This is a genomic window from Kitasatospora sp. NPDC053308 (assembly GCF_055585785.1).
This window is the reverse complement of sequence record NZ_JBVJJY010000022.1, coordinates 40335-56144: the sequence shown is the minus strand read 5'-3', so window position 1 is coordinate 56144 and position 15810 is coordinate 40335. Positions and strand designations below refer to the sequence as shown.

The window sequence follows — 15810 nt, the reverse complement described above, 5'->3', positions numbered from 1 at the left end:
CTCCTGTCGAGGAGGCGGGAATGACGTAGGTCTTTGGGGCGGCGGCTCGCGCCGCCCCGGCCGGGCTCGGTGTTAGCAGCACCAAGCGCGCGGCCATCAGTTTGCGGTCGGGCTAGCAACCCGTTCCGCGCCCGGAGACCGGTTAGCAGCCGGTCAATTCGGGCGAATCGTTCGGTTCATCCCAGAACCTCCCACGCAGGGCGCGAGCCCCGAGCGGGTTTTGCATGCCCACCAATAGGAAGGCGTTGCCATTTTGCAGGTCAGTGCTGCCCTGCGCCAGTTTCGCGCGGCGGGGCAAGTGTGTGTCGATCCCCTGGTTCCGGCCTTCTGCGAGCGCCCCCGCGAGGGGGGCGATCTCTCCTCCCCCGCTCCCGCCTTGGGTTCTGTTGGCGGACCGGTTGTCGGACCGGCCGCCCGCAATCCCGGGACTGTGATGGACATCACTCATCTGGGTGAGGGTGTTGGTGTCGCAGGCGACGCCCCGTCGGGTGTAGTTACGGCCGGACCGCGGGTTCCCGGCCAGCGGTCCGGGGGGTGGCAGTCCAAGATCCCTTCGGGGTTGTCGGCTCGGATGCGGGCGTTGGTGGTTGAGGGCGCGGGGATGGAGCGGTACCGCGAGGGCGGTTCGGACGGCGGGTCGGGGGCTGGCCGGGACACGCACCGGGTCACCAGCGCGATCGCGTTCGGGTTCGCCCGGGTCGGGGCTGACCGGCTCGCGCTGCGCGACGTTCTCTTGGCTTCGCCGGCACCCGGTGGTGCGCTGCTGCGGGACCTGGCGCACGCCAAGGGGCATGACCACGCCTCGAAGTACCTGGACCGGGTGTGGCGGCGTGCGGTGCGTGTGACGGGTGAGTCTGCGCCGATCCTGGAACGGCGGGATGCGCTGGCGGCTGTGGCGGAGCGTCGGGTCGCTGTCGAGGTGTTCCCGTGGCGAGGGCAGGCCGGGCAGACGGACCGGGCGAACCTGCTGTACCGGCTGGAGTTGTGTGAGCGGGCTGGCGGGTTCGACCACGAGGTGTCGCAGCGTCAGCTGGCTCTGGGTATCGGGGCGGGGGAGTCGACGGTGAAGCGCTCGGATGCCCGTCTGGTGGCTGCCGGGTGGCTGTGGCGGGCGGAGCAGGGCAGTGGCGGGAAGTCCTCGAAGTGGATGCTGGGCAAGCCGCGTACTGGGTCGGCTGACGATGTGTCGCCGGTTGACCCCAACCTCCAGGTGGGGCACGAGGCCCCCGGGTACCTAGATGGGGTCAACCGGCGACACGCCCCCGCCACGACGTCCGCTGCCCCGTCGGATACGCCCGCTGAGCTGGACTTCCGTCTGCTCTCGGAGCTGATGGCCCGGGATGCGTTCCGGGCCCGCGGCTTGGGCAAGACGGCCGCAGAGGTGGTGGCGGCACTCGCGTACCGGGACGGGCAGAGTGCGGTGGAGCTCGCGGCCAGCACCCGTCGACACCGTGCCACCGTCCACGCGCGCCTGGCTCCGCTGATGGAGCACGGCCTGGTCGTGAAGACCGGCGAGCTGTACTACCTGGCCGACGGCGTCCTGGACACCCCGGCCAAGCGCCCGCAGGGCAGCCGTCTGCCGTCCTGGCGCCCAGTGGACCGCTGGGACGAGGTGGCCACTGACCTGGGCGTTTTCGGCGCTTCCTATCGGCAGTGGTGCCTGTACGCGTTCGACCGGATCGCCGCGGACGAGGTGTACCGCCGGGTACGCGAGCACGTCCGCCCGGCCCGACCCGCCGCTGAGCTCACCAACCAGGACCGGGAGTTCCTGAACTCCTGGAGCACCGACTTCGAGGGTGCCGACCAGGTGGTGGACGCGTGACTAGCCAGTCCGTCACCAGCGGAGCCGACCTCGCCCGCACCGCCCTGCGCGCCGCCCGCAAGGCCGCCCGCACCAACGGCAACACCCCGGCCCAGCGCACCACCCGGCAGACCACGGTCACGCAGCGGCGCGGCCCGCGCGAACCCGAACCGATCGCGGACGTGTTCCTCGCCCTGGTCGCCTCGCACGGCTGGACCCTCGGCACCGCCGGCGGAGGCCTGCACGACCACTGGCCCGCGATCGTCGGCGGCGAGGCGGCCGCCCACTGGCACCTCGCCGGCTACGACCCGACCACCCGCCGCCTGCGCGTGGTCGCCGACTCCCCGGCCTGGGCCGCCCAACTCCGCTACCAGGCCCGCCGCATCATCACCGACCTCGAGCAGCTGCGCCCCGGCACCGTGGTGGCCATCGACATCCGCGTCGGCCCTGCCCCCGCGGTGCAGCACGACCAGGCCCCCGACGACCGGCCCTTTCGCCGCGACGACCGGCCTGCCGCGCAGCCGACCCGGCCCCCGCTCGCCGACCACACCGCCTACCAGGAACTGCGCCGCCGGATGCGCGAGAACGCCGCCACCCGCCAGGCCACGCTCGACGAAGCCGCCGCCCAGCGCGAGGACATCCTGCGCCGGCACTACAACCGACTGCGCGAGCCCGAGAAAGCCCACTTGCCCCCCGAGATCGAGAACGGCCCGACCGCAGACACCGACGAGCACTCCCACCAGCAGCGGGAGCGCCACCGCGCCGCTCTCGCCGTCGCCCGCGCCGCCCGGGCCGGGGCGATCCCACTGCGTACTGGCCGCCCAGCCCCGACTCGGGCCAGCGCGGCGTGAGCCGCATCCGGCCTCGCTCGTTTGGGGAAAGCCGGGACAACCGCGCGGCAGTGGCGGCAGGGTGGCCTCGGCGACCCATGTGTCGGCCCCCACTCGGACCATTCCAGATGATCAGCAGAGGCAGATGCACGTGAGCGAGCAGGACTCCACGGAGACCAGCGGCACGGCTGGCAACACCCAGCAGACGGCTCTCGACGGGCCGATCAGAAAGTACATCCGCGAACTCCTGCGCGCAAACCTGGCAGCCCAGGAAGCGCGCGAGGCGGAAATCCAGCGCCTCGAAGAGACCGGACACCGGATCGTGAACGGCGGTCAGACCGGGATGGACTCCTGGAAGATCACGGACTGGCGCTCAGGCGCGCTGATTGAAGCCGGTACAAATGGCCTCGAGGGCTACGATGCGGCGGCGGACCGCCTAGACCCCACGGGCATGTGGTTCCACATCGACCACGTTGGCGATGGCGTTGACGAGCCCCTGGTGAACTCCTTCGGCCTGCCCGACTCCTTGGCCGACGCGTTGCGCGAATGGCTCTCGCTGCTTTCGACATCGGACAAGGACGTTGCGGTCGTCACGGGATGGAGCGTGGAAGAGATTCAGCGACACCGAGTCGATATGTAGCACCCGCCGAGCCCCGCTGACTTCATAGTGTCGGGCGTAGCGAACACCGTCGGCTCCGTTCTACCTGACGGGCCGGCAGCCCGACACCTTGCCGCCCGTCGTCGTTAGCCGCACACTGCTCGGCATGGGGGACTCATCCTGGCTGATCGCTGCCATCACCGGCGCGACCGCGATCGGCGCAAGCTGGACGACCGGCCGCCTATCGGCTCGATCAGCCCGTCACACGGCGGAGCTAAACGCTGCCGAAAACCGTGGCGAACACACCAGACAGGCCCGCCGTGCCGCGTACCTGGAGCTCATCGCATCCATTCACATCACTGGAAACCTCCACGGCAACGCAATGGCGCTCTTTCGCGGAGCGCCCCACCCTGAGTGGCGAACCGCACTCTCTGAGATCCACAATGAGCTCCGCGACAACTATCACGACCGGTTTCTTCCCGCACTCGACGTTGTGAGCCTGGAAGGCCCTGACGATGTCGCCGAAGCCGCGATGGCTGTCGGCCCAGCTTCGACAAGGGTCTTCAAACTCGTGGAGAACATCTTGCGAGATACCGGCGACCCGGCCGGGCTGCCCGAGAGCTGCGCTGACCTTTGGAACGTCGTGGAGACGTTCACCATCACAGCACGACGTGCCCTGAACACGTAGGGAAGCCAGGTTGATGGGGATCCACGCGAGTCACCGATCGCTATCGACCCCGTCATCGCGTGGCAGGCCCGCCCCGTGACTGCGGCCGTGTGAGCCCCATCGCGGACGTGTTCCTCGCCCTGGTCCCCGCGCACGGCTGAACCCTCGGCACCGCCGGCGGAGGCCTGCGCGACCACTGGCCCGCGATCGTCGGCGCCGAGGTGGCCGCCCACTGGCACCTCGCCGGGTACAACCCGACCACGCGCCGCTTGCGCGTGCTCGCCGACTCCCCGGCCTGGGCCGCCCAGCTCCGCTACCAGACCCGCCGCATCCTCACCGACCTAGAGCAGCTGCGCCCCGGCACCGTGGTGGCCATCGACATCCGCGTCGGCCCCGCCCCCGCGGTGCAGCACGACCACGACCAGGGCGACCGGCCCGCACGCTGCGAGAACCGACTCACCGCGCAGCCGGCCTGGCTCCCGCTCGCCGACCACACCGCCTACCAGGAACTGCGCCGCCAGATGCGCGAGAACGCCGCCGCCCGCCAGGCCTCGGCGGTCCAGGGGGATGGGGCCGGTTGCCGTCGACGTCGTGGAGCTGCCGGATTGGGAGAAGCCCTCTGCGGCTGTAGCCCCTGTAGCCAGGGCATTTGGTCGTTCTGGTGCCGGCTGTCAGTGGGGTCGGCTACGGTTTCGCCGAACGTAGTCGAGCAGACACGGAAAGGGGTGAACTGCGCTTTGCTGCAGGAGAGTTTGCGGGCGTTCAAGTTCACCCTGGACCCGACGGCGGCGCAGGCGGCGGATCTGAGCCAGCATGCCGGTGCGGCGAGGTGGGCGTTCAACTGGGCGCTGGGCCGGAAGATCGCCGCACACCGTGAGTGGCGTGCTCAGGTGTCTGCTCTGACCGAGGCCGGGCTGAGTGAGGCCGACGCGAGGAAGAAGGCAGACGTCCGGATCCCGGGTCAGGCCGTGATCAAGAAGCACCTCAACGCGATCAAGGGCGACTCCCGGACCGACGGGAACCCGGAGGGCTTCCACGGTCCGCTCGCTCCGTGCCCGTGGTGGCACGAGGTGTCCACCTACGCGTTCCAGTCGGCCTTCATCGACGCCGACGTGGCGTTCAAGAACTGGTTCGACTCGTTGGCCGGCCGACGCGCGGGACGGGCCGTCGGCTACCCGCGGTTCAAGAAGAAGGGCCGCGCCCGGGACTCCTTCCGCCTCCACCACGACGTGAAGAAGCCCACGATCCGCCCGGACGGCTACAGGCGTCTGATCATGCCCCGCATCGGCTCGGTACGCATTCACGACTCCGCCAAGCGCCTGTCCCGCCTCATCGGCAAGGGCCAGGCCGTCGTCCAGTCCGTGACCGTCTCCCGCGGCGGGAACCGCTGGTATGCCTCCGTCCTGGTGAAGGTGGTCCAGGACCTGCCTGACAAGCCGACCCGCGCGCAGACCGAGCGCGGCACGATCGGAGTGGACTGGGGCGTCAAGCACCTCGCTACCCTCTCCCAGCCCCTCGACCCGACGGACCCGGCGAGCGTCCACGTCGACAATCCCCGCCACCTGGAAGCCGCTACTCGCCAGCTCGCCAAGGCGCAGCGCGTCCTGTCCCGCACCCAGCGCGGATCCAACCGCCGTGCCCGGGCGGCGCGGCGCGTTGGCGTGGTCCAGCACCGCATCGCCCAGCGCCGTGCCACCAGCATTCACCAGCTCACCAAGCAGTTGGCCACGGGCTTTGCGACCGTCGCCATCGAGGACCTCAACGTCACCGGTATGAGCGCCTCAGCGAGGGGCACCACGGAGCGGCCCGGTCGGCGGGTGCGGCAGAAGGCCGGCCTGAACCGGGCGGTCCTCGACGCCTCCCCGGGCGAGTTCCGGCGCCAGCTCACCTACAAGACGTGCTGGTACGGGTCCAGTCTCGCGGTCCTCGACCGCTGGCGCCCGTCCAGCAAGACCTGTTCGGCCTGCGGGGCAGTCAAACCCACGCTGTCCCTGGCCGAACGGGAGTACCACTGCACCACCTGCGGCCTGACGATCGACCGCGACATCAACGCGGCCCGCAACATCGCTCGGCACGCCGTCCCTCTGGTAGAGGGGGACGTAAAAGCCCGTGGAAGTTCGGTAAGCCCCGCTCGCGAGGGCAGGCACGGACGCGCCGCAAGGCAGAAGCGGGAAGGCCCACCGCCACTCGGCGGCGGGTCACCTCGGCGGGAGTAATCCCCCGACAGCCCACACCGCCCGAACTCGGGCCACAACTCCACAGAGAGCAAAGAAATCGCAAAGCCCGAAGAAAACCCCAGCTCGCGAAGGGTCCGACCCGGGCACGCGAGGGCTGACGATCCTCTACTGGACCGGCCACGGCCACGCCACGTCCGACCCGGGCACGCGAGGGCTGACCGTGGGCTCCCGCATCAGGAAGCTCCGCTTAGCGGTCCGACCCGGGCACGCGAGGGCTGACCGCCGAGTTCGCGGGCGGCTTCTCCACTGGCGGCGTCCGACCCGGGCACGCGAGGGCTGACCGTGGGCTCCCGCATCAGGAAGCTCCGCTTAGCGGTCCGACCCGGGCACGCGAGGGCTGACCGCCGAGTTCGCGGGCGGCTTCTCCACTGGCGGCGTCCGACCCGGGCACGCGAGGGCTGACCGTCGACCAGCACCAGGTCGCCCTGCGGCGCGGTGTCCGACCCGGGCACGCGAGGGCTGACCGTATCCGCGGCTGCCGGACGGCCGCCCCGACCAGTCCGACCCGGGCACGCGAGGGCTGACCGCGGGGCATGGACGGTGCCATCGCTGTCGTGTAGTCCGACCCGGGCACGCGAGGGCTGACCGGTCGGCCGCTTTCTCAAGGACGACGTGCTGCCGTCCGACCCGGGCACGCGAGGGCCGACCGTTCCGCACTGAACTGCGCAAGGTGGTCGGTGTGTCGGACCCGGGCACGCGAGCCGTCTTGAGCGGGCCGTTCGCGAGGCCCGCAGCGCGGCGAAGCTTCGCGATCACGAGAACATCGTGACTGTCCATGAGGTCGTCATCGACACCGGTCGTCCTTGGATTGCCTGCAATTGGTCGAGGGCTGCTCGCTGGATGTACATCAAGCACTACGGGCCGCTGCCCCATGATCTGGCGCTGAAGGTCGCCGCAGCCGTCCTGCGGCGGCCCGTACCCGGGAGCTTCGCGCCGACGGCGTGCCGAAAGCCGGTACGTCTGGGCTGTGGCGCTGGAAGGATGGGGTGACACTACTTTCGGGGAGGTGCCGGTGACGCTGCGTCGGGACGCGTGGGCGATGCTGGAGACCGTGGCCGCCCAGGGGCCGAACGCCTGGCTGACCGGGACTCAGCCCCTGGAAAACCGAAACGCCGAGGCCCGTATCGTCCGCGACCTCGTGGACGCGGGCCTGTGCGAGCTCGCCCAGCCCGAACCGCTCGCCACTCCGCCCGCGAAAACGGCCCGACCGGCCTGGGCGGTGCGGATCACCGCTCTCGGGCAGGACGCACTGCGCTACCGGGACCACCAGGAGAACCCGCCCGAGCGGACCGCCGGGCCCGGCCCCGACCCCGTGCCGGACACCGCGATCACCGTCCGCGGCACCGACCTCGCCCTGCTGCGCCGGGCCCTCGCAGATGCCGAGGCCGGCGACCTCACCGGTGTGGACACCGCAGCCCTCGGCACCGCGATCGCCAAGGCGCGCCCCGTCGACGGCACCCGCCGCTACACCGTCGACGCCACCGACACCGAACTGACCGCGGTCCTGCGCGTGCTGTACCTGGAATCCCTCTACCGCGACGCCACGGGCTACCACCACGTCCTGCGCGCCTCGAACCGGGCCGACGGCATGCGCCCCCACCATCGGGAATCCGGATCATTGAGGGAGTGCTAAGTGACGACCTGGGAATACAAATGGGTTTCGGTTAGTGGCTGGCATCCCGGCAACGACCTGATCAGGCAGTTGAACGCGGAAGGTGCGCAAGGATGGGAGGCCGTCAGCACCACCGTGGCGGTCCCCCAACGGGAGCGCGATATGCCGACCTACTCGGTGTTGCTGAAGCGGCCCAGTCGCTAGGCGTTGGTGTAGTAGGCGCGCCAGTCCGCCAGCAGCGCGTCCCCGAAGTCGCGCACTCCTTCTCCCGGGCAACCAGCTCGCCGTCGTCCAGCGCCGCCGAGTCTTCCCGGGCCGGGCGCTCCCGTTCGGCCAGGCGACCCGGCACGGGGTGGCGGAAGCCCAGGCCGAGGCCCGGCCCGAGCGAGGTCGGCGAGCACATCGACCCGCCTTGCTGCGCGGATAGCGCAGTGCCGCAGGCCGACTCCGAAGCGCAGTGGAGGGGCGGATGTCCGTTTTGCCGAGCGGATCGGCGATGGCGTTTTCGGCGGGGTGGGGAGGGAGCAATCAACTTCAGGGATGGGAGCGAATTAGCCGGCCGGTCCGAGTTTGCGGTTGGTGCCGGAGCGGGCTATGTCCAGCTCGAGGAGCGAGGACAGGGGGGTGCCGTTGTTCCAGAAGCCGAGCAGATCGACGTCGACGAGGGTGATCTGCTGCCCGGCGGCGAAAGTGCGGGCCGGCCTCGTGAAGACGCAGGACGCGACGAACAACGGCACGTCCGCGCCGTGGTGGAGGCGGGCAGTGCCGTTGAACTTCTGGACCTCGCCGCTGCCGACCGTTCGATGTGCCGCGTAGCGTTTGCACTGGACGACGAGGCGGCGGCCGTCGGGCAGGATGGCGGTGACGTCGGCACCCAGGTCGCCGGCGCCACCGACGCGCTGGACGCCAGTGCAGCCGTCGCGCCGGCACAGCGCGGCGACGTGCTCCTCGAACTGGCGGTCGTCCATGGCCCAGATGGCGTCCATGGACCGGCGCCCGGCCAAGCGGGCGTCCTCGGCAAGGCGGACCTGCTCAGCGGCGGACTCCCGGCGTCCGGCCCGCACCAGGGTGACGACGAGAAACACCGCGGCCACCGTTGCGAGCACGATCACCAGCACCACCATGTCGGTCCCCCTCATCGGCCCGCCTGTTCGCCGCTCTTCCTGCCCACCCGGTGGGACGTTCACGCCGGCCACCGCAACGGCGACCGTCAGGCCGTGGCGGCCTGTCAGTGACGCTGCGGGTGACTGCTCGGCCTGGAAGAGTTGGGCCGTTGTCCCGCAAGCGGGTCGCTCGTGCTGGCACGATGAAGCGTCCATGCAGGGCGGACCTTTGGGGGTTGTCGTTGCCGGGTGACAAGCGGCGGATCCAGACAGCGGTACTGGGCGGCGCGGACTCGGAGGAGCCGCTGATCCTGCCGCTGGAGGCGATCGAGCTGGACGCCTTCCGCAGGCAGCACGCCGCGGACACCTTCTGGTGCGGGCTGCTGCTCGGCGGCTGCGGTGAACGACTCACCACCAAGCTCTACACCGACCGCGTCTGCCACTTCGCGCACCTGCCCGACCCGACCGGCCTGCACGTGTGCGAGCGCCGGGCCCGGGACGTCTCCAGCGCCGACCACCTCTATGTGAAGTCCGCCGCCATCGCCTGGCTCCTCGACCAGGACCACCCCGGCACCGTTCATCTGCGCGAACCGCTCGGCTCCGTCGTCGACATCGCGTGGGAACACGGAACTCGGGGGCTGCGCCTGCACCTGGACAGCGCCGTGGCGCCGGTGTGGGACAACGACCTCCTCGAGCCGGTCCTCGGTACGACGGTGCCGATCGACACCGACACCCTGGTCCGGCGCCGCTACGTGCACCGCGTCCGTCTGGACAGTGCCGGTACCTCCCGCCGAGTGCGCATCGGCACCCAGGCCCCGGCCCGCGACACCGAGTGGTTCAGCCTCGATGAGTGCCACATGTCCCCGGACGGCTTCCGCACCCCCGCCGTCGAGGAGATCGTCGCCGCCGCGAAACGCACCGCCTGGACGCCCTTCACCTCGGCGCCCTGGCGCAAGCCCACCACCGTTCAGCGCCTGGAAGGCGCCCTGAAGTCCAACTCCGTGACCATCGTCCGGTCCGAGTGCCGCGCGGTCGAGGCCGACGGGCCGTACGAGGGGGCCGAGGCACGGGCCGTGGCCGGCCTACTGGAGCAGGCACGGCTGTGGCTGGAGCAGCAGGAGCAGTTGCGCACGGACCTTTTCGGGCGGCTGGCGCAGGCCCTGAGCGATGGAGAGGCCGAGGTGGTGAAGTCGCTGCTCACCCAGGTGAACTTCAAGGCCGCCCGCGAACGCACCGCTGAGCAGCACGAGATCGCCGTCAGGGCCGCCGCATTCCTGAAGGACGTGAAACGCCGGGCCGCCCAGACCGCCCGCGAAACCAGGCAGCCGACGTACCACACCAGGCCTCGCCCAGTCCGCGCCGAGCCGATCCGAAAGGACCGGGCCCAGGCCGCCCATGCACGGATGAGCCGCATCCTGAGCGACCTCGGACGCACGGCGGACCAGCTTCCCGACCGCGAACTGCGCTACCGGGTGTTCATCCTGGCCAAGGAAGCAGACGCAGCCGGCGCCCACGTCACCCCGGGCCAGCGCAAGGCGGTCGACCGGTGGCTCGCCCGGGCCGAGCGCCAGCAGCCCGTCCCCGGAAGCACGCCAGCCGGATCATCGGCTTCCTCCCGCTCGCCCGGTGGTGCGGATCGGCAGATCCCCTCCCCGCGTCGGTTGCCGCCGACTGCGCTGACCGATCTGGCGGCCGGGGTGCGCGGCGCGTTGAAGAAGGCCGCACGCGAGCGGTCCGCCACCTCCTGGTCGAAGCTGAGCCGCGTGGTCGACAGCACCCTGCTCCACCCCGACGACCAGATCCAGGTTCTGCTGCGGGTGGAAGACGGCACCGCAGCCGACGAACCGCTGCTCTCCTCGCTGCTGGCCGTCACCGACACCGATCGTCCGGCCCTCTACCGCGAACTGGCCTCCCGCCTCGGCCGAGAGGTCCCCGCCCCCGCGGGCGACGCCCGCGCACACTGGCAGACCGAAGTCCTCCGCCTTCAGCAGCAGTTCCGGTACCGCTGACCCCGCACGCCAGCCTGCGCCTCGCTTTGCTGGCCCCTGGGGCGGCCGGTAGTTCATCGACCGCCAGCCCGATTACCGCCAGAGCATCGGTGGTGGACCTGGCGGATCCACAGTCGCCGAATCCTGGTCATCGGCGTCCGGCACCGTTGCCCGGTCCGGTACCGCTAGTCCCAGCATTTTGGCTTGGCGTAGCCGGCGGTAGAAAGTGCTCTTGCTGATGTGGAGAGCTTTCTCGGCGGCTTGGGCAGCACTCGCCCTCTTGGTCTGGGCTTCTTCCCGTACATGCAGAATGGCGCGGAGCTGGTTCACGTCGCCGGCGCCTCCAGGGCAGATCATCTCGGCGATGACGATGGCGAGCGGGTCGTTGGGAAGCACTGGGCAAACGGGGCCCTTACTCGGTGGGACGGTTTCGATTCCCCGGCGGGCCAGCGCGGCCAGGCCTTGTGCGAGCACCAGCCGGAACGTGTTGGGCGAGTACGTGACTCGTAGGCAGTCGTAGAGCATGACCGGCGGTTCGGTGAGCGTCACCATGAGGTCAGGGGCGATCGCGGCGCGGAACCGCACCTTCAAGTCGGTCTGCGCTACGAGCAGGTCCACCTCGTCAGGCAGTACGAGGCCTTCGCCGACCGGAATCGGAGACCGGACGCCGACACTGCACAGCCGCTCAGCGTCAGTCAGTGTCGAGTAGACCAGCATGCTCACTCAGCCCCAACGAATAGTTCGAACGCGCGGTCGATGTCAGAATCGCGATTTTCTCGGCATCCCAAGGCTGATGCTATCTGCCCAACTAACCCAGAGGATTGAGCTGTTGAGGCCAGGAGGCCGAAATCCGCACCATGAATCCAGGGGATAGCCATGCCCAAACCCGTGCGCCGCACGAACACCAACGAGCCCCGGCGCGTCTTCAACCTGCCCCGTCCGAAGGCACGCCTTCAGGGCAAGCTGAACCGCGCACGCCGCACCTGCCGGGCTGACAACCACTCGGTTCCGCCGCGCGACCGGCAATCCGTGTCGAAGCTGCTCCAGCAGGCGACCCTCGCCCTGACCACCATCAATGCCGCTGCGCAGGCCGCCCACTGGCTGGCACAACTCGCCGGCCATACCCACCTGCCCTGACCCACCGATACCTCCGACCGACCCGCCGGGGCGGCCAGGGCGCGTGCGCTGGCGCGTCCATCGGCAGCTGTGCTTGCCGGAGCGGGAGCGGTGGTCGGCGGTTGGCACGGTTGTGGATAAGCGTTCGGGGACGCCTCACAGAGCGTCCCCGAACGCGGCCAGCCTGTCGGCTGGTTGCCGGCTCCGCTACGACCGGTGCACGGCGGTGGTTCCCGGCTTGTTTCTGGGCTGCGGCCGGGAGGGTGGTCACCAATCTGCCGCGCCCTGTAGGGAGCGCACCGGGTTGCGACGGCTTCGTGCCGGACACTTCGCACGATCCAGGCAGGCATGATCGATGGATGCCGGGCTCTGACCAGGGCAGGGAGGCACGAGAGGAGACCCGGTTATTGCATTGACACCCGGACAATCATGCAAAAACCGCAAGGGTGGCGCGGGCGCCGGACTGAAAACCGGACAAGCGCGGCTCATTGACGGGGCCTCAACGCTCTGGTCTGCGGTAACGCCCTTGCCTTGGGTCACGGTTGTTTCAAGGCCTGGCGGAAGGATGGGTCTGACGGCTTACTCCGGGCCTCGGCGTGTTCAACACTTAGCCGCACGGTGCGGTAGAGGACTACGACCCCTCCCCGTGCCGGATACGTCGTGAGGGCTGCGGTAACCGAGAGGGACTTCACATGAAAGTACGGCGTGGGGGCCACGAGACCGGCGGGCAAGTGCCTGTCGGCCTCATCGTCCTGGCGGTGGCGGTGCTGGCCGTCTTCGTCGCGCTTGCCGCGATGGGGCTGTCAACCGAGACGGTCATCGCGCTGTCCAGTGCCGCCGTCGTGGCAGCGGCCGAGCTAGTGAGACGTCTGGTCTCGGCCGCCTCTGCGGGACGCCGGCGCGGGTGAGCGTGCGCAGTGGGAAGGCCGAAAAGGGCGATCGCCTCAGGAGCGCTTGCCGGGAGTCTCGCCGAGTTCCTCCAGGCTCTATGCGCACGCAGCGGGAAGACCTATGCCCAGATGGCCGCAGAGACATCGCCGCGCATCTCCATCGCGACCCTCTCCCGCGCCGCGTCCGGACGCCGCCGTCCGCGGCTGGACGTCGTGCAGGCCTTTGCCCGGTCGTGCGGTGCCACCCCGTCAGAGCTGAGGAAGGCGGAAAGGCTGTGGCGCAAGACGCCGGCGAATGCGTCGGCGGCACGTGGACGACGCACGGTTGGCTGGCGTGAGCCGGATTCGCTGAGCGAGGCGCACGACCTGGGCGAGCAGATGCGTTCGGCGCTGCTGCTGAGTGGAAGCCCGTCGCTGCGCGCCATCGAGGAGCGGGCCAAAGGCATGGGCCTGAGCCTGTCCCGGAGCACGCTTGGGGACGCGCTACGCCCGGGGGTGGTACCGACCGAGCTGGTGTTCTGTGCGTTCATGCGGGTGATCTCGCAGTTTGACGGTTCCCCGGCGGCCGACTACCCCGAAGCTGAGTGGGAGCAGCTGTGGATTCGCCTTCAGGCGGTGGGGCGGGCGCGGGACCGTGGGCGGGGAGCCGGGTCTGCCGGGGTGAGGCTCAGAGACGGCCGTGCGGTGGCCCCGGGGCGAAGGGGGTCGCGGCGTCGGCCGTCGGCGCCGCGAGACTGGGTGCGGCCGGGGCCGATGCGGGAGTTCAAGGATTTCGTACACACGCTGTACCTGGAGGCCGGGTGGCCGTCCTTGGTGGACATCGCTACAGCGATCCGGTTGGACGACTCATTGGACTCGGCGCCGACGCGGGACACCGTGAACAGGCTGCTGCGCTCGTCGGCGCTGGGCGTTCAGGTGGACGCGATAGCGGTGGCGGTGGTGCTGGCCCGTATGGCTGGCGTCGAGCCGGTGACGGCCGGTGCGCAGGCCCGTGAATTGTGGATCCGTGCGGCGACGGAGCCTCCGTACGGGTGTGCGGTTCGGGAGGCAGACCCGTTGGCCTTGGGTGTTCGGGAGGCGTTCGCGTTCGCGAACACCGAGGCCGTGCTGCCGACTCTGGTGCCTTATGTCCGGCGTCAGCACGACGTGGTGCTCGACGGCGTTGTGCAGCAGGCTGTCGAAGGGCACAGTGCGATCGTTATCGCCCGCGGGCGGCGGGCGACCGGCAAGTCGCGCAGCTGCTGGGAGGCGGTGCGGAGGCTGCCCGGGACGTGGCGTCTGGGTTATCCAGTGGATCCTCTGAACGGTGAACTGGTGGTTGAGGTGCTGGCCAAGGCCGGGCCTCGCAGCGTGGTGTGGCTGGACCGTATCGATCAGTATCTGGATCCTGCTCAGTGCGCCGCGGCGGGACGGGTTCACGCTGAGATCATCAATGCGCTGCACGACCAGCGCCGGGCGCCGGTGCTGATTGTCGGCAGCATCTCCGCGACGGCGGCGGTGCTGAACGGGACTCGCGGTTCAGGCGGGGCAATCGCTGCGGCGGCGCGAACCCTGATCGAGGACTCAGTCGTCAACGTTCCGGACCGGTTCACCGGTGACGAGCTGGTCTCACTGGCCGGATCCGTCGGTCTGGATCCCCGGCTTGCCCTGGCCGATGCCAACGCCGCCCGGGGCGCGGTGGCCCAGTTCTTGTCCGCGAGCCGCAACGTTCATCCACTGCTGAAAACGCAAAAGCTTCACGCGGCCGTTGAGGAGGGGGACACCCACACCCTTCACATGGCGGGTGCTCTCCTTCAGCAGTCGGGTCGCCTCGAGGAGGCGGCCACCTGGTATCAGCGCGCCGCGGAAGCCGGTGATCCTCAGGCCCTTGAACCGGCGGCCAGGTTGCTGAGCGAGAACGGCGAGCCCTATGAGGCGATCTCGTGGCTGCGGACCCTGGCGGAAGCCGGCGATGCCAACGCGGCCGTGGCTGCCGCTCGGCGGCTTCTTCGGGAAGGCCGGGATGACGAGGCGATCGCGATCTATCAGCAGGCGGCGCTGGCCGGCGGGAATGACCACGCTCTGAGGGCTGCAGTTTCGCTCATGCAGCGCAAAGACCGGACCGAGGAGGCGGTGCGATGGCTCCGGGCGCTGGCGGCTGCAGGAAATCCTGCTGCCCTGCGCGAAGCCGCGCACCTTCTGTGGGAGATGGGAGACACGGCCAGAGCCCTTCGGTTCTACGCGGATGCCGGGGAGGCGGGGGACCTGACCGGGTGGCGCAGCGCCGCGGAGCGTCTGCAGGAGCTGAGCCGGGATGACGAAGCGATTTTGATGTACCGGGCGGCGGTGTATCACGGCGACCGCTCGAGCATGCTGCCTCTCGCCGACCTGCTCACGACGAAGTGCCGGGAAGACGAGGCGCTGTCGCTCTACCTCAAGGCTGCGGAGGCGGTACCGGAGGACCGGGCGGCTATCTGGCGGGTCGCGGTGCTGTACCGGACAACCGGGCGGCCTGACGATGCGCTCAGGTGGTTTCGGCGGGCGGCTGATCTGGGGGACTCGAAGGCGTCGATGCAAGTCGGGCTGGTTTTGCGGGACAAGTGCGAGAGCGACGGGACCCTGGTGGACGACGCGGTCTCGGCGTTCTCGAAGGCCTCCGACGCCGGGGAATGGCACGCCTACCGGGAAGCCGTGTGGCTGCTGCGCAAGCACCGGGGCCTGAACGCTGCCGAGGCCTGGCTCAAGCAGCGGGTGGACGCCCGGGACCGACGGGCGGTGAGGGAGATGGCGGATCTCCTTCGGGAGGCGGGAAATCTTCACGAGGCCCTGGCCTGGTACTCGCGGGCGGCGGCGGCCGGCAGCCGGTACTCGGCCGAGCAGGCTCTGCATCTCAGGTCCCGGATCGGTATCGCAGACAAGGACGAGGAAACCGGTCCGGAGCGACTGAACCTGAGCGACTGAAGCGACCCACAGCAAAGAGCAGAGCCAA

The 15810-nt window shown here is 69.8% G+C and carries 12 protein-coding genes and 1 CRISPR repeat array; of the genes, 10 read left to right on the top strand and 2 right to left on the bottom strand.

Features of this window, described 5'->3' with window-relative positions; all coding sequences use genetic code 11:
* The first annotated feature begins 601 nt into the window (after window positions 1–601).
* The 7 genes from ACZ6Y7_RS32640 to ACZ6Y7_RS32610 all read left to right on the top strand — a co-directional run bounded on the left by ACZ6Y7_RS32640 (window position 602) and on the right by ACZ6Y7_RS32610 (window position 7949).
* Complete coding sequence (locus tag ACZ6Y7_RS32640) at window positions 602–1822, top strand: hypothetical protein (RefSeq protein WP_465761550.1); 1221 nt, start codon at window positions 602–604, stop codon at window positions 1820–1822.
* Window positions 1819–2652, top strand: coding sequence for a DciA family protein (locus tag ACZ6Y7_RS32635; protein WP_465761549.1), 834 nt, complete (start codon window positions 1819–1821; stop codon window positions 2650–2652). Before ACZ6Y7_RS32640 ends, ACZ6Y7_RS32635 begins: the two co-directional genes overlap by 4 nt.
* A 130-nt stretch (window positions 2653–2782) precedes the next feature.
* Window positions 2783–3271, top strand: a complete 489-nt coding sequence (locus tag ACZ6Y7_RS32630; protein WP_465761548.1) for a hypothetical protein — start codon at window positions 2783–2785, stop codon at window positions 3269–3271.
* Between the two features lie 124 nt (window positions 3272–3395).
* Entirely contained in the window at window positions 3396–3917 is a 522-nt protein-coding gene (locus ACZ6Y7_RS32625) for a hypothetical protein (protein ID WP_465761547.1), read from the top strand.
* 164 nt (window positions 3918–4081) lie between these two features.
* A complete protein-coding gene (locus tag ACZ6Y7_RS32620) occupies window positions 4082–6112 on the top strand; it encodes an RNA-guided endonuclease TnpB family protein (RefSeq protein WP_465761620.1) in 2031 nt (676 codons plus the stop codon).
* 93 nt (window positions 6113–6205) lie between these two features.
* A CRISPR array of direct repeats spans window positions 6206–6782; the repeat unit is 29 nt; unit sequence GTCCGACCCGGGCACGCGAGGGCTGACCG.
* A gap of 363 nt (window positions 6783–7145) precedes the next feature.
* The gene (locus ACZ6Y7_RS32615) at window positions 7146–7766 is read left to right on the top strand and encodes a hypothetical protein (RefSeq protein WP_465761546.1); all 621 of its coding nucleotides are present in this window, start codon (window positions 7146–7148) and stop codon (window positions 7764–7766) included.
* A complete protein-coding gene (locus tag ACZ6Y7_RS32610; protein WP_465761545.1) occupies window positions 7767–7949 on the top strand; it encodes a DUF4177 domain-containing protein in 183 nt (60 codons plus the stop codon).
* A 347-nt stretch (window positions 7950–8296) separates the two neighbouring features.
* Here ACZ6Y7_RS32610 and ACZ6Y7_RS32605 read toward each other — a convergent pair whose 3' ends face one another.
* Window positions 8297–8869: a restriction endonuclease gene (locus tag ACZ6Y7_RS32605; protein ID WP_465761544.1), complete on the bottom strand. Its 573-nt coding sequence runs from the start codon at window positions 8867–8869 to the stop codon at window positions 8297–8299.
* A 215-nt stretch (window positions 8870–9084) separates the two neighbouring features.
* Here ACZ6Y7_RS32605 and ACZ6Y7_RS32600 point away from each other — a divergent pair, with 215 nt between their 5' ends.
* Window positions 9085–10857, top strand: coding sequence for a zinc finger domain-containing protein (locus ACZ6Y7_RS32600; RefSeq protein WP_465761543.1), 1773 nt, complete (start codon window positions 9085–9087; stop codon window positions 10855–10857).
* A 72-nt stretch (window positions 10858–10929) separates the two neighbouring features.
* Here the strand turns inward: ACZ6Y7_RS32600 and ACZ6Y7_RS32595 are convergent, their stop codons facing one another.
* Window positions 10930–11553 (bottom strand): hypothetical protein, encoded by a 624-nt coding sequence (locus ACZ6Y7_RS32595; protein ID WP_465761542.1) that lies wholly within the window; start codon window positions 11551–11553, stop codon window positions 10930–10932.
* Window positions 11554–11712: 159 nt separating this feature from the next.
* Here ACZ6Y7_RS32595 and ACZ6Y7_RS32590 point away from each other — a divergent pair, with 159 nt between their 5' ends.
* Both ACZ6Y7_RS32590 and ACZ6Y7_RS32585 read left to right on the top strand, forming a co-directional pair.
* Window positions 11713–11973 carry a hypothetical protein gene (locus tag ACZ6Y7_RS32590; protein ID WP_465761541.1) on the top strand — a complete coding sequence of 87 codons (261 nt, stop codon included), beginning with the start codon at window positions 11713–11715 and terminating at the stop codon, window positions 11971–11973.
* Window positions 11974–12869: 896 nt separating this feature from the next.
* Entirely contained in the window at window positions 12870–15782 is a 2913-nt protein-coding gene (locus ACZ6Y7_RS32585) for a helix-turn-helix domain-containing protein (protein WP_465761540.1), read from the top strand.
* Window positions 15783–15810 lie beyond the last annotated feature (28 nt).

Excerpts from the sequence above, each read along its gene's own strand:
- ACZ6Y7_RS32605 (WP_465761544.1), bottom strand. The coding sequence starts at position 8,869 with ATGGTGGTGCTGGTGATCGTGCTCGCAACGGTGGCCGCGGTGTTTCTC.
- ACZ6Y7_RS32595 (WP_465761542.1), bottom strand. The coding sequence starts at position 11,553 with ATGCTGGTCTACTCGACACTGACTGACGCTGAGCGGCTGTGCAGTGTC.
- ACZ6Y7_RS32625 (WP_465761547.1), top strand. The coding sequence starts at position 3,396 with ATGGGGGACTCATCCTGGCTGATCGCTGCCATCACCGGCGCGACCGCG.
- ACZ6Y7_RS32590 (WP_465761541.1), top strand. The coding sequence starts at position 11,713 with ATGCCCAAACCCGTGCGCCGCACGAACACCAACGAGCCCCGGCGCGTC.
- ACZ6Y7_RS32640 (WP_465761550.1), top strand. The coding sequence starts at position 602 with ATGGAGCGGTACCGCGAGGGCGGTTCGGACGGCGGGTCGGGGGCTGGC.